General features: G+C 59.2%; 15 protein-coding genes. All 15 read right to left on the bottom strand.

Going from position 1 to position 20160, the window contains the following annotated elements; all coding sequences use genetic code 11:
• Nucleotides 1-34: 34 nt before the first annotated feature.
• The gene (locus AU11_RS00270; RefSeq protein ID WP_043317749.1) at nt 35-1285 is read right to left on the bottom strand and encodes an MFS transporter; all 1251 of its coding nucleotides are present in this window, start codon (nt 1283-1285) and stop codon (nt 35-37) included.
• A 134-nt stretch (nt 1286-1419) separates the two neighbouring features.
• The gene (locus tag AU11_RS00265) at nt 1420-3474 is read right to left on the bottom strand and encodes a DUF3488 and transglutaminase-like domain-containing protein (protein ID WP_043315512.1); all 2055 of its coding nucleotides are present in this window, start codon (nt 3472-3474) and stop codon (nt 1420-1422) included.
• Nucleotides 3471-4490, bottom strand: coding sequence for a DUF58 domain-containing protein (locus tag AU11_RS00260; protein WP_051686813.1), 1020 nt, complete (start codon nt 4488-4490; stop codon nt 3471-3473). Before AU11_RS00260 ends, AU11_RS00265 begins: the two co-directional genes overlap by 4 nt.
• Before the next feature lie 22 nt (nt 4491-4512).
• A complete protein-coding gene (locus AU11_RS00255) occupies nt 4513-5424 on the bottom strand; it encodes a MoxR family ATPase (RefSeq protein WP_043315510.1) in 912 nt (303 codons plus the stop codon).
• 98 nt (nt 5425-5522) lie between these two features.
• The gene (locus AU11_RS00250) at nt 5523-6707 is read right to left on the bottom strand and encodes an O-succinylhomoserine sulfhydrylase (protein WP_043315508.1); all 1185 of its coding nucleotides are present in this window, start codon (nt 6705-6707) and stop codon (nt 5523-5525) included.
• A 557-nt stretch (nt 6708-7264) separates the two neighbouring features.
• Nucleotides 7265-8749 (bottom strand): amidophosphoribosyltransferase, encoded by a 1485-nt coding sequence (gene purF, locus AU11_RS00245; protein ID WP_043315506.1) that lies wholly within the window; start codon nt 8747-8749, stop codon nt 7265-7267.
• 68 nt (nt 8750-8817) lie between these two features.
• Complete coding sequence (locus tag AU11_RS00240; protein ID WP_043315503.1) at nt 8818-9315, bottom strand: CvpA family protein; 498 nt, start codon at nt 9313-9315, stop codon at nt 8818-8820.
• Nucleotides 9316-9482: 167 nt separating this feature from the next.
• Nucleotides 9483-10190: an SPOR domain-containing protein gene (locus AU11_RS17580; RefSeq protein WP_051686812.1), complete on the bottom strand. Its 708-nt coding sequence runs from the start codon at nt 10188-10190 to the stop codon at nt 9483-9485.
• Nucleotides 10191-10230: 40 nt separating this feature from the next.
• On the bottom strand, nt 10231-11493 hold the full coding sequence (folC, locus tag AU11_RS00230; RefSeq protein ID WP_043315501.1) for a bifunctional tetrahydrofolate synthase/dihydrofolate synthase: 1263 nt from the start codon (nt 11491-11493) through the stop codon (nt 10231-10233).
• 240 nt (nt 11494-11733) lie between these two features.
• Entirely contained in the window at nt 11734-12588 is an 855-nt protein-coding gene (accD, locus tag AU11_RS00225; protein WP_043315499.1) for an acetyl-CoA carboxylase, carboxyltransferase subunit beta, read from the bottom strand.
• A 264-nt stretch (nt 12589-12852) separates the two neighbouring features.
• Complete coding sequence (gene trpA / locus AU11_RS00220) at nt 12853-13665, bottom strand: tryptophan synthase subunit alpha (RefSeq protein WP_231491368.1); 813 nt, start codon at nt 13663-13665, stop codon at nt 12853-12855.
• An 11-nt stretch (nt 13666-13676) separates the two neighbouring features.
• On the bottom strand, nt 13677-14897 hold the full coding sequence (trpB, locus tag AU11_RS00215) for a tryptophan synthase subunit beta (protein WP_043315493.1): 1221 nt from the start codon (nt 14895-14897) through the stop codon (nt 13677-13679).
• Nucleotides 14898-14900: 3 nt separating this feature from the next.
• Nucleotides 14901-15554 carry a phosphoribosylanthranilate isomerase gene (locus tag AU11_RS00210; protein WP_043315492.1) on the bottom strand — a complete coding sequence of 218 codons (654 nt, stop codon included), beginning with the start codon at nt 15552-15554 and terminating at the stop codon, nt 14901-14903.
• A gap of 167 nt (nt 15555-15721) precedes the next feature.
• Nucleotides 15722-16609, bottom strand: coding sequence for a tRNA pseudouridine(38-40) synthase TruA (gene truA / locus AU11_RS00205; protein ID WP_043315489.1), 888 nt, complete (start codon nt 16607-16609; stop codon nt 15722-15724).
• Between the two features lie 124 nt (nt 16610-16733).
• Nucleotides 16734-19877 carry a FimV/HubP family polar landmark protein gene (locus AU11_RS00200; RefSeq protein WP_043315486.1) on the bottom strand — a complete coding sequence of 1048 codons (3144 nt, stop codon included), beginning with the start codon at nt 19875-19877 and terminating at the stop codon, nt 16734-16736.
• Nucleotides 19878-20160 lie beyond the last annotated feature (283 nt).

Here is a 20160-nt window from a genome sequence, read left to right as displayed (position 1 = left end):
TTGGTCAAAATGGCGCTATGAATTGATGTGGACGTTAAGGTTTCGGATTATCGTAGGAGCGGACGTTCAAGTGGCGCAGTGCGCCGCTTAGCCAGACCAGCACAAAGGCAAGCAGGCTGAAGATTCCCGCCCACCACAATGTGGCCAGTGGCGCGGTAAATTCACTTATGATACCTGCAGCAAGCGCACCGATGGCGGCAGAACCAAACAGGGAAAACTGATAAATGGAAATAATTCGGCTGCGCACCTGTTCCGGTGCCAGTAGTTGGACAATGGATTTACCAAGCGCCGCGGAGGCCGCCGCCACCGCACCCCAGCAGGCACACAACAGCATCAGACCAAGTGCGGTGGGGCCAAAACTGATGGCAATCAGTAATGCCGCGCTGTACAGCAGGCACATCAGAACACCGCGCCCCGGTTGGTCCCCCTGTCCCCGCCGTAACATAGTGATGGTGGCCAATACAGTACCCACCACAAAGGCAATCTGCAGCGACGCGTAGTAGCTGGCGCCGCGGCCGTAACTTTCAGCCATCAATGGCAACACCACCAAAAACACACCGATATGTACCAGGCCGTTAAAGCCCACCAGCAACACCAGTTCAAAAATGGCGCGACTCTTACGCACTTCCGCAAACCCTTCCAGCAACGCAGACGGTAATTTTTTCGCAGACACTTGCTTAGCCGGATCATTTTCGCGCAGGCAATAGAACAATACCGCTGCCCCAATCAGCACACCCACCTGGACCATCAGCAGCGGTTCTGCCCCCCAGTGATCGAAGCGGCTGGCCAGAAGCATCCCCATTGCCTGACCGCCGTATTGAGCCATCATCATCCAGGTCACCAGATGTTGCACATGACTCTCCTGAAGCGGCGTACCCACGTCCGGCTTGCGGGCTCCGCGCTGTACCAGGTTTTCCCGTGCAGGCTGCAGAAAAGCGGTGAAAAAACCGAGGCTGACTCCGTACGCCAGCAGTAACGTCAAACTGGGTATGGAATCCACAAGAAAAAATGCCAGCGCCCCATGACACAGAGCCAACCCGAGGCAAGATAACGCGGCGACACGCGCAGCATCGAAGCGATCCGCCAGGGCGCCACCAAATAGAAGAAAAATCAGATTGGGAAGTAAAACGGATGCCTGCACCCAGCTCAATTGCAAAGCGGGCAACTCCACTACCGACACGGCAATCCACGGCAGCAATATCACCTGCAGGCCAGTAGCCAGAGAGGTGCCGCTGAAGCCGAGCAGGAAGGTGCGTAGTCGAGCCGCCAGTGCGGGAAAAGCCATTGCAGAATCCGGAAAATCAATCACTCACCGCGGCCGCCCCTGAGCTTTGCCAGCAGTTGCAAAAATGGGGCGCTATTGTCCCACACTTTTACCCGGTGTTTTTACCTCGTACGCGCTCCAGCTCAACTTACCGATCAACGTGCCGACGTCGGTAGAGAATTGGTGGAAATACCAGAGCGCGCGGAAAGCCGCAGCGGCCAGAAGACTCGCACCAGACGCCGCAGCTGTTTGAGTGCTCCAGTGTCATCGGCGAAAGCGGCCTTCTCATAGGCGAGGGTGATACGTAGAACCATGAGACCAAGTGCCGGCCATTCCCGTTCGACCCTCCGTGCGTAATCTCCCGGGGCCTCACCGGGGTTGCGCGGCAATCCTGCACGCGCCATGCGCTTGCAAAAGCGCAGGTACACCCGGTCCGCCGGCGCTAGCGCGGGACCACGACTGGACAGTTTCAGCCAGATCAGCAATGCCACCAGAGCGATTGCCATCGGAGTCCCCAGGAAGATCGCCACACGCAAGGGGGATATTTCTCCCAGAAGGCGACGCAACAGGCCTTCCTGGCGCTCGGCATCGAAGCTCACCACCGTGCGATACCAACGGTAATTGATCATGTCCCACTGCAGCCGCAGGCGCGTAACAAAGGGAATTTTATGCAGTGGCAAAAACGCATCCTGCATGAATTCTTCGGCCGCGGCACTCTGCAGGCCGTCGCGAATTCGCTGGGGCGCTACGGAAGCGGTGGGATCCACACGTACCCAGCCGCGCTCCGGCAGCCAGATTTCCGCCCAGGCGTGCGCGTCGTACTGGCGCACCAGCAGATATTCCTGCTGCTCTACCCACTCGCCTCCCTGATAGCCCGCCACCACCCGAGCAGGCACGCCGGCGGCGCGCATGGTAAATACGTAGCTGTTGGCGAAATGTTCACAGAATCCCTGCCGGGTACCGAACAGAAACTCGTCCACCGTGTTGGCGCCCAAGGCAGGTGGCTGCAGGGTGTAGGTAAAACTGCGGTTATACATGGTCAGCAGTGCCTGGGAAATGGCTTCCGCATCCATTCCCTCTTGCCGCCGCGCGACTGCCCAGGCCCGGGCCTCTGGGTTTCCAGAATCCGGCAGCTGCAGATGGCGGCGCAGCTCAGCCGCGCTCAATTGAGACTGTGCGGGAATACTGTCCCGGGGCCAGGAGCGCACATCGTAGGCCAGCCGGCTACCCACCGGATTCCGATATATCAGGGTATCTTCGTCAGTGGTACGCACCCCCCGGGTACCGGAATGGGGGGTTGCCATGGCAAACAGCCAGGGATTGTGACTGGCTTCCTGAATGACCTGATAACGATAGCGTGGCCCTACCGCGGGCAGACTTTGTTCGCCCTCACCCCGCACACGGGAACGGCGACCGGCCCAGCGATTACCGGTAATCCCCGGTTCACTCCAGCGGCGGCCGTCAAAGTGGGTGTACACCAACCCACGCCAGTAGCGCTGCTCCGGCGGCGGTACCGGGCCGTCGAAAGAGATGCGCAGTGCGGGCTTGTCGGATTTGGACAGGCGGCTGAAATCCCCCGGGCTCATGGAGTCACTGATTCCGGTGGAAGCAGCGGAGGTATTTTGCGGTACCGCCCACAGAGGCCCGAGGCGGGGCATGACCACAAACAGCACCAGCATTACCGGCACCGCCTGCGCAAGTAGCTTTGCAGACAGCCCCAAAGCCCGACCGGCACGCGCACTACCACTGCCCTGCTGCGCTACCAGGGCGGCGGTGATCACCAGCAGGCTGAACACACCATAGAGCGCATAGGGAATCGTCTGATCGAATACAAACAGGGTCGCGGCAAGAAAGTAGGCCAACATCAGGCTGAGCATTGCATCTCGCCGACTCAGGAGTTCGATATTTTTTAGAGTGAAAGACACCGCCAGCAGCGCCACCATGGGCTCAAGCGCAAACCAGCGCCGATACGTCATCGCCAAACCCGCCACCGCCAGACTGACCGCCACCAGTTTGACCACACGCCCGGGAATTTCCCGCCGCCCGCGAAACACTTCAAGGCGCCAGTAAACGGCGATACACCAGGCAAATACTAACCAGATGGGAAGATGAGCGAAGTGCGGCAACAGCACCACCAGTTGCGCGGCGAAGACCCAGAGCAGGCTCTCTCGCGGCAACAATGTCTGTAATTGCCCACTATGCACACTCATCCGACAACGCCTTTTACCGGAAACAGCGCCAACGCACTCAGCACTTTGTGCCGATGGGCGCTACCCAGTGCAGGTTCCACCGTCAGGCCGGGAAGCCGCAATCCATAGGCTACCTGAGCACGCTCCGCCTCCAGCACCCAGGCACACAGATTGCTCAGGCGGACCTCGGGCTCGCGCCCTGCCAGAAGATCCCAGTCCAGCCACAGGCGGGCATCACTGCCGGAGGCGTATTCCTTGCTGTACAGGTCACGTCCCCCGGCAAACTGTTTCCACGCGACGTGCCGCAGTGAGTCACCCGGCTGATAATTTTTCAGGCCGGCGAAATCATCGCCGCCGGCAGAAAAGCTTTTCTCCTGCTCCCCCTCGCCCACACTGACGCCCCAGGGCAGTGGGCCCGATGACTTCGGTTGTGGGTACGCCAGAAATTCCACATCCAGGTCCACCCAGCTCCAGCACTTGAACAACCCCAGGGGAAAGCGGCTCTCTACCCGAATACGCGGAGCGCGCACCTTGCCACGCCGGACCAGCGGCAGGTCCAGGCGGACTTCGACAGGCTCACCACCACTAACATCCACCAATCCTCCCTCTTCCGGTGGCCAGTTCAGGCGCACTCTTTCGTGTGTGCGCTTGCCGGTTTTTTCCACTGCGATTTTCGCAATGCCGAAATCCCCGGCAAAGGCGGGATCAACGTCCTGCAGGCGCAGTTTAAGACCGGAAAGATTGGCAAAGGTGTGCACCGGCAAGACGACCATCAACCCCACCAACAGGAATACCAGTGCAAGCACCAGATTATTTTCATAATTGGTGCCGAGTAGCCACAACAGCAAAATCAGTAACAGGAAACCCATGCCCGCGGCAGTGGGCAGAACGAACAGTTTGCGATGGTTGAGCGTGACACTGGGCGCCGCCGGCAGGCGCCGGTCCAGCCAGCGGAGCCAACGCCGGTTTAGAGCACCAGCACTCAAAGAGCCAGAGGGTTCGCTGGCAGAGGCTTCAAAAGAGACTTTATCGAGCACGTGTGCGAAAACCCCATTTGCCTCAGGCGGCGATGATGTCTACCTGGTGCATCATACGCTCCACCAATTGGGTACCATCGGTACCGTCACTCTGCAATCGATGGCCGGCGACAGATGGTAGCACCGCCTGCAGATCCTCCGGCAGCAGGTGGCTGCGGTTGTGAATCAATGCCCAGGCGCGCGCGGCGTGCAGTAGTGCCAGCGCACCCCGCGGAGATAGGCCGACACCACATTCTGCACTCTGACGCGTGTGCTGTACCAGACGCTCCAGATAATCCAGCAGGGAGTCGGAGGCCTTGACCTGGTTCACCAGGCTCTGAAGTTTGCGCAACCCATCGGTATTGATACGTGGCTTGATCTGCGCCAGCTGCGCGCGTGGATCAACGCCTTTGAACAGGGCGCGTTCGGCTTCGCGGGTGGGGTAACCGAGGCTGATGCGCATCAGGAATCGGTCGAGCTGGGATTCCGGCAGAACAAACGTACCGGACTGCTGTAGCGGGTTCTGGGTAGCAATCACGAAGAACGGCTCGGGCAGCGGGCGGGTTTCACCATCGACACTGACCTGGCGTTCCTCCATCGCTTCCAGCAACGCACTCTGGGTTTTCGGCGAGCTGCGGTTGATTTCGTCGGCGAGCAGCACCTGGCTGAACACCGGGCCCTCGTGGAAACGGAACTGACCGGATTCCCGCTCAAAAATACTGACACCGATAATATCCGCAGGGAGCATATCGCTGGTGAACTGGACACGCTTGTAGCTGAGCCCCAGCACCTGAGCGAGTGCGTGCGCCAGGGTGGTCTTGCCCATACCCGGCAGGTCTTCGATCAACAGGTGGCCGCGGGCCAGCAGACAGGCCAGCGCCAACTTCACCTGATGTTCTTTTCCTAACAGGACCTTGCCGATGTCATCGACAATAGCGGAGATGATTTTTTGCACGGCAAATCCATTACTGCTCGGTTTTTCTTCAGTAAATGATAGGCCCCGGGATAAACGGGGCCATATATCATGTCACATTCCGCGCCATTGTGACTCTTTTACGCGAGTGCCGACAAGCCTCGCGCCAGATCGGCTTTCAGGTCTTCGACATTTTCCAGCCCGACGGAGACGCGGATCAGGTTCTCGGTAATACCTGCCTTCTCTTTATCCTCATCGCTCAAACGGCCGTGAGTGGTGGTGGCCGGGTGCACGATGGTGCTTTTGGCGTCACCCAGGTTAGCGGTTACCGAGAAGATCTTGCAGGCATCGATCACCTTCCAGGCTTCCTCACGACTACCGGCAACGGTGAAACTGAATACCGCGCCAAAGCCACTCTGCTGCGCCGCCGCAAGCTGGTGGTTGGGATGGCTGGGCAGGCCGACGTAATTGACCTTCTCCACCGCCCCCTGCTCCTTCAGCCACCAGGCGATATCCAGTGCGCTGGTACAGTGGGCGCGCATCCGCAGGTTTAGCGTTTCCAGACCTTTCAAGAAGACCCAGGCATTGAATGGGCTCAGGCTGGGGCCACAGGTGCGCAGGAATATGACGACTTCGTCCATTACCTCTTTCTTGCCCACAACTACACCGCCCAGACAACGGCCCTGGCCGTCGAGGAATTTGGTGGCGGAGTGCACAACAATGTCGGCGCCCAGCTCCAGCGGGCGCTGCAGTGCGGGGGTACAGAAGCAGTTATCAACCACCAGTTGCGCACCTGCGCTGTGGGCAAGATCCGCCATGGCGCGGATATCGGCGACTTCGCACAGAGGGTTGGACGGCGTTTCCATAAACAGCAGTTTGGTATCGCCATCCAGCGCGTCTTTCCAGGCCTGGAAGTCGGTCAGTTCCACGAAGCTGACTTTCACCCCGAATTTGATCATGTAGCGGGTAAACAGCGCGGTGGTGGTACCGAATACGCTGCGGGAACAGATCACCTTGTCGCCGCTTTTCAGGGTGGCCATACAGAGGCTCAAGATCGCCGCCATACCGCTCGAAGTCGCCACTGCCGCCTCCCCGCCTTCCATCGCGGCGATACGCTCTTCAAACATACGCACGGTGGGGTTTGTGTAGCGCGAGTAGACATTGCCGGGAGAATCCCCGGAGAAACGCGCGGCGGCTTCTGCCGCGGAGGGAAAGACGTAACTGGAGGTGGTGTAGATAGGCTCGGCGTGCTCGCCTTCCGCCGACCGGCTCTGGCCTGCCCGTACCGCCAGAGTTTCCAGTGCGTAGCCGTCGTCTTCAAACATGGATTAACCGTCCCGGGTTAGAAATTGCTGAGCCGGTAATCTTAACCCATGAAGGCGACTTAGGCAGGTCGAATCACCAAAGCTACGAAGTAAATAGATTTAATGCGAAGACAGAGTAGCGGGGATCCGTTTTCAAAAGCGTCGGCGACAGGGACGTCGCCGACGCAGCCTACATGGGTGAGGCAAGTGTTTGCGAAGCACTGCTTCGCACGCAGCCGAACGACGCCCATCTGCGATTGGCGGCCGGGCCCGCTTGCGGGTATTCACAGCGGTTTTGAAAACGGATCCCCGCTGCTCTGTCGCCAATACTGGCAAAAACGAAGCTCTTTTTACCACCGCGGTATGGAGAGCTACGTAGGTAGTGCACTGGCGGCACTGCTGCCGGGAGTTGTTTGCGAGACACGCCGTGAACCCATCCATGGGGGCTCTTCCGCGAGGTCCCTCTCGCGGAAGGTCTCGCAAACAACTCCCGGCATCAGCGCCTTAGCGATTGGCAAATACGCTTCGGCCCACCGATGGGTGGGCCGAAATATAAAAAGAGAAAGCTTTATTAGAGCTTACAGCGAACTCTCGTTGCCTTTCCCTTTCGCGTTGTCGTTACGCGCCGCATGCAGGCTGTCCAGGTACTCTTCGGTAACATCGCCGGTGATGTACTTGCCATCGAAAACCGCGCAATCGAATTCCTTGATTTCGGTATTACCGTCAGCAGAAGAAACAATCAGCTCATCGAGGTCCTGATAAATCAGCCAGTCTGCACCGATCTCTTCACACACTTCTTCGGTGGTGCGGTTGTGGGCAACCAGCTCGGTGGCAGAAGGCATATCGATGCCGTACACGTTCGGGTATTTCACCGCCGGAGCGGCAGAGGCGAAATACACCTTGTTGGCACCCGCATCGCGCGCCATCTGGATGATCTGCTTACAGGTAGTCCCGCGCACGATGGAATCGTCCACCAGCAATACATTCTTACCGCGGAATTCCAGCTCGATCGGGTTCAACTTCTGGCGAACAGACTTTTTACGCTGCTTCTGACCCGGCATGATAAAGGTACGGCCGATATAGCGGTTCTTCACCATGCCTTCCCGGAATTTCACGCCCAGACGGTGCGCCACCATCTGGCCCGCGGAGCGGGAGGAATCCGGGATCGGGATCACTACATCAATATCGTGGTCCGGGCGCTCACGCAGGATTTTCTCGGCCAGGTGCTCACCCTGACGCAGGCGCGCCTTGTGTACGGAAACGCCGTCCATGATGGAGTCCGGGCGGGCAAAGTATACGTGTTCGAAAATACACGGACGCAGTTGCGGGTTTTCCGCACACTGCTCGGAGTGCACAGTGCCGTCCAGCTCGATGTAGATACATTCACCCGGCGCAACGTCGCGCACCAGGGTGTAGCCGAGCACGTCCAGCGCTACGGATTCCGAGGCCACCATATATTCGGTGCCCTTATCGGTCTCGCGCTTGCCGTACACCAGCGGACGGATGCCGTTGGGGTCGCGGAAGGCCACTACGCCGTAGCCAACAATCATCGCCACACAGGCGTAGCCACCGCGTACACGTTTGTGCACGGCACGCATGGCGGTGAAGATGTCTTCGGCTTTGGGTTGGAGTTTGTGCTGCTTGTGCAGCTCGTGGGCAAATACGTTGAGCAGGACTTCGGAGTCGGAATCGGTGTTAATGTGGCGCAGGTCCTGCTGGAAGATCTGATCCTTCACCTCGTTGACGTTGGTGAGGTTGCCATTGTGGGCCATGGCGATGCCGTAGGGGGAGTTGACGTAGAACGGCTGGGCCAGTGCCGGGCCGGAGCTTCCGGCGGTTGGGTAGCGCACATGACCGATACCGAAGTTGCCGGTCAGGCGCTGCATATGGCGCGCGCGGAAGACGTCGCGCACCAGGCCATTGGCCTTTTGCTGATTCAGGCGGTCGCCATCACAGGTGACGATGCCGGCGGCGTCCTGGCCACGGTGCTGCAACAGAGTGAGCGCGTCGTACAACTGCAGATTGACGTCACTCTTACCGACGATTCCAACGATGCCACACATACTTCAGATAACCCCAGTCAATTCGAAATGGTCATGGTGATCCCGCGCCGCCTCCCGCAGCCCATCGATCAGTCAATTTGCCCTGCGAAGAAATCCTTGATCGCGCCTGCCGCTTCGCGCGCGCGGTCCTCAAATTCGAGAAAATGCGGTATGAACGTCGATTGCTGCCACCAGCCGTCCTGATCCACCGGCGCCAGCGCCGGAGCAAAGATCAGCAACGCCATCACGATGATGCAGCCGCGAAACAGACCAAACACCATACCCAACACCCGGTCAGTGCCCGACAGGCCGGTAGCCTCTACGAACGCAGACAGAGTCATATTCAGGCCGGCTCCTGCCAGCAGGGTAAAGATGAACAGTATGGAAAAGGCGGCAATGGCCTGTAGTGAAGGCGTATCGACGAGGTTGGAGAGCAATGGCGCCAGCTGGTCGCGAAACATCATCGCCACTACGAATGCCGCCACCCAGGTGAGCAGCGACAGTACTTCGCGCACGAAGCCTCGGCTCAAGCCGATCAGCGTGGAGATGGCGACGATTGCCAGAATGGTCCAGTCAGCCCAGTTCATTCAACCCTACCTGCTACGCGGCGGCTGCCGCGAAGAGCGCGCATTCTAACTTACCGACCGGGACCAGTGAAGCAGTTCACCAAATCCATTGGCCGAATTCACTGACAGGTACTGGAAAAGACCCGGCAAAAGGAGTGCATGGTAAGGTCACGCATCAGCGGGTGGTATCAGGCCCGGTATCGCAGTATCAGGGTCTCGGTCTTGAGTAGTTTGTCCAGCTTCTGCTTTTCCGACTGAGCGTCCACCCTGCTCAACTTGGGCCCCACAAATACCCGCACAAAACGCCCCTTGGGTGTATCCACGGCGCGGGTATAGGCACGGAACCCCGCATCCATCAGTTTCGTGCGCATACGGTCTGCACTGGTCGCTTCTTTATAGGCCGCCACCTGAATAACCCAACCTTCCGGTAACCCCTGCTCATCCAGCTGGGTTTCCTCTGCCGGCAATTGCAATTGCGCAGTGGTCTGCGCGGCTGATGGCTCAGCGGGGGCTGGTTCAGCATGCGTCACGGGTTCCGGCTCGGCAGGCACCTCTGGCTCAAGCGAAACCGCTTCCGGATCCGGTGCTGGACCCGCCTGCTCTACGAAATCGGGCTGGAATACCTCATTCACTGGCGGCGCCGGCTCGATATCTGCGACCGGCTGCGGCTCGGCAATGGAGATCGGCTTGATATCGGGGGGGGGCGGAATCTGGCTGGTGACATCGATATAGCGCGCCCCTTCCCGATCGAACAGCGTCGGCAGGAAAATCACCGCAAGCGCCGCAAGCACCAGCGCGCCGACAATACGCTGCTTGACCCCGTCGTTTAGCCGACGCGGCGTGCCGCCATGGCGTTGTTGCGTGTTGGAATAGGAATCGCTGTCCCGGCCGGCCATGTGTCTGCTCTCTTGGGCTGTTGGAGGGGCTATAGAAGAACTATCGGGCTCCACCGAGCCGCTCTATTTCCGACAATACCTCCGCAACGGTAAAGAAAGAACCAAAGACAAGCAACCTGTCTGCTTCACCTATTGCTCCCAATGCCACCGGCAACTGTTCCGCCACCGGCGCGCAGCGATCGGAAACCCGCTCCCCGGCAACTCCCACGGCAGCGAGCCCCTGCAGAATCTGCTGCGCACCCGCCGCGCGCGGGTTGTCCGGCAACAGTGCCGGAAACCAGTAATCCACAGTGTCTTTTAGCGGTTCAACCAATCCACCCAGATTCTTGTCCGCCATCACCGCCACCAGTGCCACCGTGCGCCCAGACACCGGATGACGCTCCAGCCAATCCGCCAGATATCCAGCCGCCGCCGGGTTGTGTCCCACATCCAGCAACAGATTGCGATCCTGCCAGTGCACCGCCTGACAACGCCCCGGCATCCGCAGTGTTTCCAACACCTCGCACACCTGCTCCGCCCCCGGTAACTCACCCGCGATCGCCAACGCCGTCACCGCCGCCGCCACACTGGCCGGCGGCAACTGCAGTTCCGGCACACCAAAACGCAACGCCGGCTCCGCCTGCAACGCATACTCCCCATCGCGCAGGGAAAACTCATGTCCAATAAAAAAGCTCTCACAGCCAAGCTTGCCGGAAATATCAATGACCGAAGCCGGCGGCTGCGGGTCCGCACACACAAATGTCTTACCCGCACGCAAAATCCCCGCCTTCTCCCGGCCAATCACCTCCCGGTCACTCCCCAACCAGGCCTCGTGATCCACCGCCACACTGGTAATGATCGAAATATCCGGATCGACGATGTTGACCGCATCCAGGCGACCACCCAGCCCCACCTCCAGCAAGGCAAAGTCGACCCCTGCCTGCTTGAACAGCCAGAACGCCGCCAGCGTGGTGAACTCGAAATACGTAAGGCTCACATCCCCACGGGCCTGATCCACCGCCTCAAATGCCGCGATCAATTGCTCGTCCGCAACCTCCTCGCCGTCGATGCGAATACGCTCGTTGAAGCGAAGCAAATGTGGCGAACTGTAGGCGCCCACGGTGTGATCCCCGGCGCGCAACAGTGCCTCCATGGTGCGCACACAACTCCCCTTGCCGTTGGTGCCACCCACGGTAATCACCCGGCGCGCCGGCGTTTCCACACCCAGCACACGCGCAACGGAGGACACACGCTCCAGGCCGAGTTCAATTTCTGTGGGGTGGAGTTTTTCCAGGCGAGAGAGCCAAGATTGAAGGTCGCGCATTAGGTCACCGGTGATTTGGTCAGGTGAAAAGATTTTAGCTAGGAAGAACAACTAGAGGGAGTTGATTCGAAGTGAAGAAGCCGAAGCGAAGGGAGCGCTGCCGGGTGGGCCTTTGTGAGACCTTCGAAAACATGGATGTTTTCGCAGAGCCCCCAGGGATGGGTTCACGGCGTGTCTCACAAAGGCCCACCCGGCAGCGGTCCCGCCACTGAGTTTGATCAGCGCGGGACCTAGGAAAAATCAGTTGTTGGATAGCTTGCCCAGAATCCGGCTAACCGTATTCCGCATGTCTTTGCGCGGAATAATCATATCGATCGCACCGTGCTCCAGCAGGAACTCCGCGCGCTGGAAACCTTTCGGCAGTTTCTGACGAATGGTCTGCTCAATGATATTCGGCCCGGCAAAACCCGCACGCGCACCCGGCTCCGCCGCATTGATATCCCCCAGCAACGCCAGAGAAGCAGAAACACCACCGTACACCGGATCCGTCATGATCGAAATGTAAGGCACACCCGCCATACGCAGCTTTTCCAGCACCGCAGAAGTCTTCGCCATCTGCATCAGCGAGATCAACGCCTCCTGCATCCGCGCACCACCGGTGGCCGAAAAACAGACCAGCGGAATATTTTCTTCCAGCGCGCGCTGGGCCGCACGAGTGAACTTCTCACCCACCACGTAGCCCATGGATCCACCGTGGAAGGCGAACTCAAATGCCACCGCAACTACCGGCTTGCCCTCCAGCAAACCCTGCATCGCCACCAGCGCATCTTTCTCGCCGGTCGCCTTCTGCGCCTGGGTCAGACGGTCCTTGTACTTCTTCACGTCTTTGAACTTCAGACGATCCACCGGCTCCACATCCGTCGCCAGCTCCTCGCGATGCTCCGCATCGAGAAACATATCCAGACGGCGGCGGGCGCCAATACGGAAGTGGTGTTCGCACTTCGGACATACATCCAGATTGCGCTCCAGCTCCGGCAGGTACAAAGTAGAATCGCACTTGACGCACTTCTTCCACACACCTTCCGGCACCTTGCTGGCGCCAGTGCGGCGCTCAGTGCGAATCACAGACGGAACAATTTTTTCTAACCAGCTCATTCTGTTACCAAATCCAATGCTTGCCATTAAGCACCACGGCCAACCCGAAGCGCCCTGAATTCGTGTACTGCCGGCAAAGCTCCCAATTTAACAGGGAACCCCGCTATTTCCCGGGCCCAGCCTATATGACCGGCAATTCTAAAACCGCGAATTAAACCACTTTCAAAAAAATTGCACTTGGCCAGATAAGCCGCAAAATCGGGCTTTCTGGCCAAAAAGCATTGCGTGCCAGCTGGCGCTTGATTTATCGCCGGATGAGCACGCTCAGCCGTCGAGGGCGGAACGCATCTCCGCTACGATACCGCCAATGCGGTCCTTGGCTGCAGCACCATCGGCGGAGTCGCCCACCGCGGCAACCAGCACACTGCCCACCACCGCACCGTCGCCGTCCGCACTCACCGCTTTCGCGGAAGCACCGTCTTTGATGCCGAAGCCCACACACAGAGGCAGATTCGTATGACAGCGGATGCGTGCGAGGTTATCGCGCACGGAATCCAGATCCAGGTGGCCCGCGCCAGTGACGCCCTTCAGGGATACATAGTAGACAAAGCCACTGGCCAGCTTAGTGATCTGTGCAATGCGCTCGTCGCTGGTGGTGGGGGTCAACAGGAAAATGTTGCGCAACTCGCGGGCATTCAACAGATCGTTCAGCGGGCCAGCCTCTTCCGCCGGCAGGTCCACCGTCAGGGCGCCATCACCACCGGCTTCCTTCAACGCATCGGCAAAGGCTTCCGCGCCCATTTTCTCGATAGGGTTGGCGTACCCCATCAGAATGACCGGCGTCTCCTCATCCCTGCTGCGGAACTCCTTCAGCAATTCCAGGCATTTGCGCAGAGAAGCCTTCTGCTCCAGCGCGCGCTCGTGCCCCTTCTGGATTACCGGCCCTTCCGCCATCGGGTCGGAAAACGGTACGCCCAGCTCAATCAGGTCGGAGCCGCTGGCTACCAGCTGGTGCATCAGCTCCACGGTGTTTTCCAGACCACCGTCACCGGCAACGATATAAGTCACCAGCGCTTTGCGCCCTTCACTGCGCAATTTGGCGAATCGGCGATCAATTCGATTATTCAGTTCGCTCACCATCCCGCTCCTTACACTTCGATGCCGTCGATGGCGGCTACGGTGAAAATATCCTTGTCACCACGACCGGACAGGTTCACCACAATATTCTGATCCGGGCGCATGGTGGCCGCGAGCTTGAGGCCGTATGCCACCGCGTGACTGGATTCCAGTGCAGGAATGATGCCTTCCTTACGGGTCAGGGTGCGGAACGCAGTCAGCGCTTCATCGTCATTGGCAGTGACATAATCCACACGACCAATATCGTGCAACCAGGCGTGCTCGGGGCCCACACCCGGATAATCGAGACCGGCTGACACCGAGTGCGTCTCAATGATCTGACCGTCCTCATCTTCCATCAGGTAGGTGCGGTTGCCGTGCAGAATACCGGGTACGCCGTCATTCAGCGGTGCTGCATGGCGGCCGGTTTCCAGGCCGTCGCCGCCGGCCTCAACGCCGTACATTTTCACGGACTCGTCACCGAGGAACGGGTGGAACAGGCCGATGGCGTTGGAGCCGCCGCCGACGCAGGCAACCAGTGCGTCGGGCAACTGGCCAAACTGCTCCAGGCTCTGACGGCGCGCTTCGCGGCCGATGATGGAATTGAAGTCGCGCACCAGCTGCGGGTACGGATGCGGGCCGGCCACGGTGCCGATAATGTAGAAGGTATCGTCTACATTGGTCACCCAGTCGCGCATGGCTTCGTTCATGGCGTCTTTCAGGGTCTTGGAACCGGACTCTACCGGGATCACTTCCGCCCCCAGCAACTTCATGCGGTACACATTGGGGGACTGACGTTTGACGTCTTCCGCACCCATGTACACCGCGCATTTCAGGCCCAGGCGCGCGGCAACGGTCGCTGTGGCCACACCGTGTTGGCCTGCCCCGGTTTCCGCAATTACGCGTTTTTTGCCACTGTGCTTGGCCAGCAGCGCCTGGCCCACGGTGTTGTTCACCTTGTGTGCGCCGGTATGGTTCAGATCTTCCCGCTTGAGCCAGATTTTTGCCCCGCCCGCGGATTCCGTCAGCCGCTCCGCCAGATAAAGCGGCGAAGGGCGTCCCACATAGTGGGCCAGGTCATAGTCGAAGGCTGCCTGGAAATCCGCGTCGTTTTTCAGCCGCTGGTACATTTCCTGCAGTTCATCGAGGGCACTGATCAGGGTCTCGGAGACGAAGCGTCCACCGAACTCGCCGAAATGCCCGCGGGCATCCGGATAGGCCCCGAAATCGATGGGCGAACTGGGTTTAGTCACTGCTCAAACTCCTTGGGTCAATGCGTTACTGCGCGCGCCGCTGCCTGCGGCGTTACGGGCGGCACGAATAAATGCGCGCACTTTATGGGGATCTTTGCGGCCCGGGGCGGCTTCCACACCGCCGCTGACATCCACACCGTGAGGGTTCGCCGCAGCAATGGCCTCGGCCACATTCTCGAGGTTGAGGCCACCGGCCAGAATGATGTGGCGGTCACTGCCCTGCGGTACGCGCTGCCAGTCAAAAGTGTCTCCGGTACCACCGGGGACTCCCTTGCGATAGGCATCCAGCAGGATGCCACGGGCATCGGGATAGGCGGCCATGGCTTCCACCGGATCCAGTCCGGGCTTCATGCGCAGGGCCTTCATGTACGGGCGGTGGAACTGACGGCAATAGGGCGCGTTCTCATCGCCGTGAAATTGCAGCAAATTCAGCGGCACCAGTTTCAGGATATCTTCCACGTCCTGCGGATGCGCATCCACGAACAGACCGGTCAGTACCGCAAACGGAGATACCGCACTGGCAATTTCTGCCGCACGTTCAGCGGTTACATGGCGGGGGCTAGGCGGATAGAACACCAGCCCCAACGCGTCCGCACCGGCATCCACCGCCAGGCGAGCGTCTTCGACACTGGTAATTCCGCAGATCTTTACGCGCATAATCCATTAATCGTCTGTGTGGAATGACACACCTGTACCGCCAGACCGACGCGATACGTCGAACTTCCCGGACGCTGGCAGCATAAGAATTTGGAGAGCAGGCGATACTAGCAGATCGGCGGGCGCGACGAAACGCGCAGGTCAGTGCTCCCTCCCGTTCGCCAGGATTACTCCGCGCTGCCGATGGTACCCAAAGGTTGCGGTACCAACAGCGGACCAGGTGGCATGGCCGGAAGTGAAAATTCCGACGGGTACTGTACGTCGACCAGATACAGACCGTGGGGTGCGGCGGTGACACCGGCAGCAGTGCGATCTCGCGCGGCAAGCACCTCGCTCACCCACCCTGGCGCGCGATCGCCGCGCCCGACCGCCATCAATACCCCGGTAATATTGCGCACCATGTGGTGCAGAAACGCCGTGGCACTCACCTCCAATACAATCAACTGCCCTACCCGGCCAATATCCAGCCGGGTAAGCCGCCGCACCGGGGATTTCGCCTGGCACTGAGCCGCACGAAAACTACTGAAATCGTGCTCGCCAATCAGATGTTGGGCACCTTCGCGCATCGCCTGAATGTCCAGTGTGCGCTCGGTCCAGGTCACCTCGCTCGCGGCCTGCGCCGCGCGCGTCGGCGCGCTGTGTATCAGATAGCGGTAAGTGCGGTTACGCGCGGAAAAACGCGCATGAAATTGCGCTGGCACCTCTGTGGCCCAGTGCACCCGCACATCGAATGGCATCTGGGTATTTACCCCCTGGATCCACGCCTTGGTGGGGCGTACAGCGGTGGTATCGAAATGGATCACCTGGCCGGTGGCATGTACCCCTGCGTCGGTACGGCCGGCACACACCAGAGTGACGGGCTCAGCCGCCACTCTAGATAACGCATTTTCCAGCGTCTCCTGCACGGTCTGGGGGTCGTGCTTTTGCTTTTGAAAGCCGCGCAGTCGGGTGCCACAGTACTCCACACCCAACGCGATGCGGCGCAATCCTTCCGGCAGTGACTCCCCCTCCGGCACTTCACCGTTGGGTTTGTAGTGGTAAATCTTGTTCATCATGGGCGAATTTTACACGGACCCGAAAACCTGGCGCGCAAAAAAGAAGACCCCGCACAGGCGGGGTCAAAGTGTTGTTGCTGTAGACAGCGTGAATAACTATGTAGAAATGGGCGACCTGATGCGCTTAGCTCATGCGCTCCAGCATATCCTTGGCACGCTGCTGATGTTCACCCGCAGCCTCTTCCACAACTTCTCCGAGGATTTCGCGGGCGCCGTCTTTGTCACCCATATCCAGGTAAGCCTGTGCCAATTCCAGCTTGGTACTGACTTCGTCACTGCCTTCCAGCAGATTGAGCTCAGAATCCAGGTCACCCTCCAGGTCAAAACTCAGGTCACCCAACTCCGAGGAAGACTCCTGAGCGGGCTGACTGCTGGAGGAACTGCTCGGCGCTGCCGGCTGTTCCATGACCGCGAGATCCAGATCCTGCTCACTGGCCACTTCGGACTGCGCTGCAGATGATGGAACCTGCGCAGCGGCCGAGGATTCGGCTTCCCCTTCCAACTCAAATTCACCAAGATCGATACTGTCGAGGTCCAGGCTTCCGAGGTCATCACCGAAGCTCTCTTCCAGGTCGCCATCCAGCTCACCGTCAAACGTGCCGAGTTCCGGTTCGCCCTGGGGGGGCTCAACTTCCGCGGACGCAGCACTGTCGTCAGCAACCGCTGACTCATCAGTGTCGTCCATCGGCGTCAGATCAAGATCGAACTCCAGACCACCGTCATCCACTTCTGCGTCGGCAGGTGCTGTGGCGCCCTCACTAGACAAGTCCAAGTCGCCATCAAGATCCAGGCTTTCCAGACTCTCCAGGTCGAGTTCGCCATCGGCCATCAGGTCATCAAGGTTGAAATCGTCGGCTTCCTGAGAAGTTTCTGCAGCCTGTTGTGCAGCCGGTTTGTCTGCCTCCAGCTCCAGATCGGAACCCAGGTCCAGGGTGAAATCGTCCTCCGCTGGTTGCGCACTTGCCGCGGGCGTTTCCTCGACGCCATCCAGGGACAGGTCATCGCCGAGGTCCAGATCAAGCGAGAACTCGTCGTCGGAAGGTGCCGTCGCGGCATCTTCACTGCCAAGCTCCAGGGAAAGGTCATCCAGTGAGTCAAGGTCACTGTTCTGAGCGCCCGAACTGTCGCTTTTCCCAGTGGCTGAGAACTCATCGAGGTCGTCAAAGCTCGCTTCAATGTTATCGAAGTCTGCGCCCATATCGTCCAACTGGGCGGCTTCCAGTGACTCACTGGAAAAGTCGTTTTCCGGCGCAACAAACGCGCCGATACCGGCGATAGTTTCCCGCAGACGTGCGGCGCGGTCCGCCGCCGGGCCGTCACTGTAACTCAGCAATTGACGGTAGTGATCATCAAACTGGTCGGCATTCTGCTGGTGGGCGTACACCTCCAACAGCATCAGACGCGCGTCGACATTTTCCGGTGCAGACTTGAGGCCCGCGAGCAGCTTTGCTTCCGCCTCCTGATACTGATCCAGCGACAGGTGAATTTCCGCTTCCGCTACCGGATCATCGGTTTCCACTTCGCTCAGTTGATCGAGATCGAAGTTGTCGTTCGCTTCAAACTCTTCAACAGCCACCAGGGTGTCGTCTTCATAGGGTTCTTCCGGAGCTTCTTCTTGCGCACGCTCCGCAGCCATTTCCGCCTCAACCTGGCGGATGGCTTCCTCTTCTTCCTGGCGGCGGCGCCAGCTCATAAACCCAAACAGACCGGCCAGCAGTGCGCCCGCGCCTATACCGATGGGCACAATGTTATCCATGATGCGCTCAACCAGTGTCGGCTCGGGGCGAGTCTGGACGACCACGCGATTGCGGCCCGTCTCTTCCTCGACTTCCGGTTCCGCTTCCGCGGTCTCGGTTACTTCCGCTTCTGTGGCATCGACAGCGTCACTGGCCTCCGCACCTGCACCATCGAGTGCGGCAGTGTCGTTGGCAGTCTCACCGGACACGTCCGGCTCCAGTTCAGACTCGGACTCGGACTCGGATTCGAAACCGTCGACTTCGGTTTCAGACTCCAGTGCCTCGTTGGTCTGCTCCGCCGCAGCCTGCACCGCCTGCAGCTCTTCATTGGAGACCTCGACCAACTGCTCCATGGTGTCGATCTGCTCATTGAGCTCACCAATGCGCTCCTGCAGTTCGGCACTTTCGAGGCGAGACTTATCCAGCTCCTCTTCGGTAACCGCGAGCTCACCTTCGAGCGCCTCGCTTTCGCTGGAGCCACTGCCGGAACCGGACAACACAGATTCGTTGTCACCCGGCGCAGCCAGGGAAACGCGACCTTCCAGCACATCACTTTCAACGGTCTCTTCGACGGTGGCACGGGCATCCAGCGGTGCACCAGTCACATCCGCATCGCCCACACGTTCGCGCCAGGCATCATTCTGAGTTGCAACCTGGGACACCGCTTCGGTCAGAGAAAGGTTGCGCACCTCATCTGCAGTGGGCAGGCGCAGTACCGCGCCTTTCTTCAGCAGATTGATATTGTTGTTGATAAACGCTTCAGGGTTAAGGCGCTGAATTGCCAGCATGGTCTGCTGTACAGACAGGTCTCGAGATTCACGACTATCGCGGGCAATTTCCCAAAGAGTTTTGTTGGCCTCAACCGGGCCATAGACGCGGCTGCCAGAGTCGGTAGCGGTCTGCGGCTCGCTGTATGTTTCCGTTGGCTCCTCGTACACGGGCTGCTGCGGCTGTTCGGCAGCGCTCTCTTGAGGAGCGGCGTACTCTTCTGGTGCAGGCTGCTCAACCGGTGCCTGCACGGGCTCGGGAGCTCGCTGCACCGTCGGCTGAATCGGTTTTTGCACGGGGGTGCTGCGTTGCACTTGCTGACGCTCGCGTTCAGCGGCGCGCACCGGCTGCGATGCGGTATTGGTCGAGAAGGCCGGCAGGTCCATCAGCAGGGTGTATTCACGCAGCAGACGACCACTGGGCCAACGGGTTTCCACCAGGAAATTCAGGAACGGCTCGCGAATTGGGGTGCGACTGGTGATACGAACAACCGGTTGACCGCTGGAGTAGTCCACATCGAAGCGGATGCCGTCGAGGGCGTAACCTCGGTCGACACCAGCACGCTCGAAGTCTTCGGTGCTCGCCAGGCGAACTTTGATTTCATTTTCGCCCAGGCCGCGGGTTTGCAGCAGTTTGATCTCTGCATCGAGTGGCTGGTTGAGGGTAGAATTCAGTTTGATTTCACCCAGACCGAGTGCCAGAGCCCCATTTCCACCCAGTGCGCTGACCAGACCCACCGCAAGTGCCAGCTTTTGCACACGCATATCCGATTCCCTTTATTGTTAGAATCACGCCGGCAACTGCTCAAAAATCACTCAGCCTTATCCCAAGCAACCAACAGTTTCCGACTTGTGCCACTTTCAGTGCACAAAAATTACTCAAAAGAACCGGCGCTGAGACACCAGGCTCTACTCTCCGGCGAAACTTTCTTCGATTGACCAGCAACCGCTAGCGAAAGAGTCACCCCCCGAAAAAGACGCAGCCTATCCGAATTATCACCTAACCCGACCTGCGGCACCCCCAAGTGTCGCCATGCCCCAAAATGAT

This window comes from Microbulbifer sp. HZ11 (assembly GCF_000708675.1).
Taxonomy (GTDB): domain Bacteria; phylum Pseudomonadota; class Gammaproteobacteria; order Pseudomonadales; family Cellvibrionaceae; genus Microbulbifer.
This window is presented reverse-complemented; position numbering and strand designations above follow the sequence as displayed.

What these genes read in the sequence shown, in the direction of transcription:
- AU11_RS17580 (WP_051686812.1), bottom strand. Translation starts at nt 10,190, where the DNA reads ATGGCCGGCCGGGACAGCGATTCCTATTCCAACACGCAACAACGCCAT.
- accD (WP_043315499.1), bottom strand. Translation starts at nt 12,588, where the DNA reads ATGAGCTGGTTAGAAAAAATTGTTCCGTCTGTGATTCGCACTGAGCGC.
- AU11_RS00250 (WP_043315508.1), bottom strand. Translation starts at nt 6,707, where the DNA reads ATGTTTGAAGACGACGGCTACGCACTGGAAACTCTGGCGGTACGGGCA.
- AU11_RS00265 (WP_043315512.1), bottom strand. Translation starts at nt 3,474, where the DNA reads ATGAGTGTGCATAGTGGGCAATTACAGACATTGTTGCCGCGAGAGAGC.
- purF (WP_043315506.1), bottom strand. Translation starts at nt 8,749, where the DNA reads ATGTGTGGCATCGTTGGAATCGTCGGTAAGAGTGACGTCAATCTGCAG.
- AU11_RS00210 (WP_043315492.1), bottom strand. Translation starts at nt 15,554, where the DNA reads ATGCGCGTAAAGATCTGCGGAATTACCAGTGTCGAAGACGCTCGCCTG.
- AU11_RS00270 (WP_043317749.1), bottom strand. Translation starts at nt 1,285, where the DNA reads ATGGCTTTTCCCGCACTGGCGGCTCGACTACGCACCTTCCTGCTCGGC.
- AU11_RS00200 (WP_043315486.1), bottom strand. Translation starts at nt 19,877, where the DNA reads ATGCGTGTGCAAAAGCTGGCACTTGCGGTGGGTCTGGTCAGCGCACTG.
- truA (WP_043315489.1), bottom strand. Translation starts at nt 16,609, where the DNA reads ATGATGAACAAGATTTACCACTACAAACCCAACGGTGAAGTGCCGGAG.
- AU11_RS00240 (WP_043315503.1), bottom strand. Translation starts at nt 9,315, where the DNA reads ATGAACTGGGCTGACTGGACCATTCTGGCAATCGTCGCCATCTCCACG.
- folC (WP_043315501.1), bottom strand. Translation starts at nt 11,493, where the DNA reads ATGCGCGACCTTCAATCTTGGCTCTCTCGCCTGGAAAAACTCCACCCC.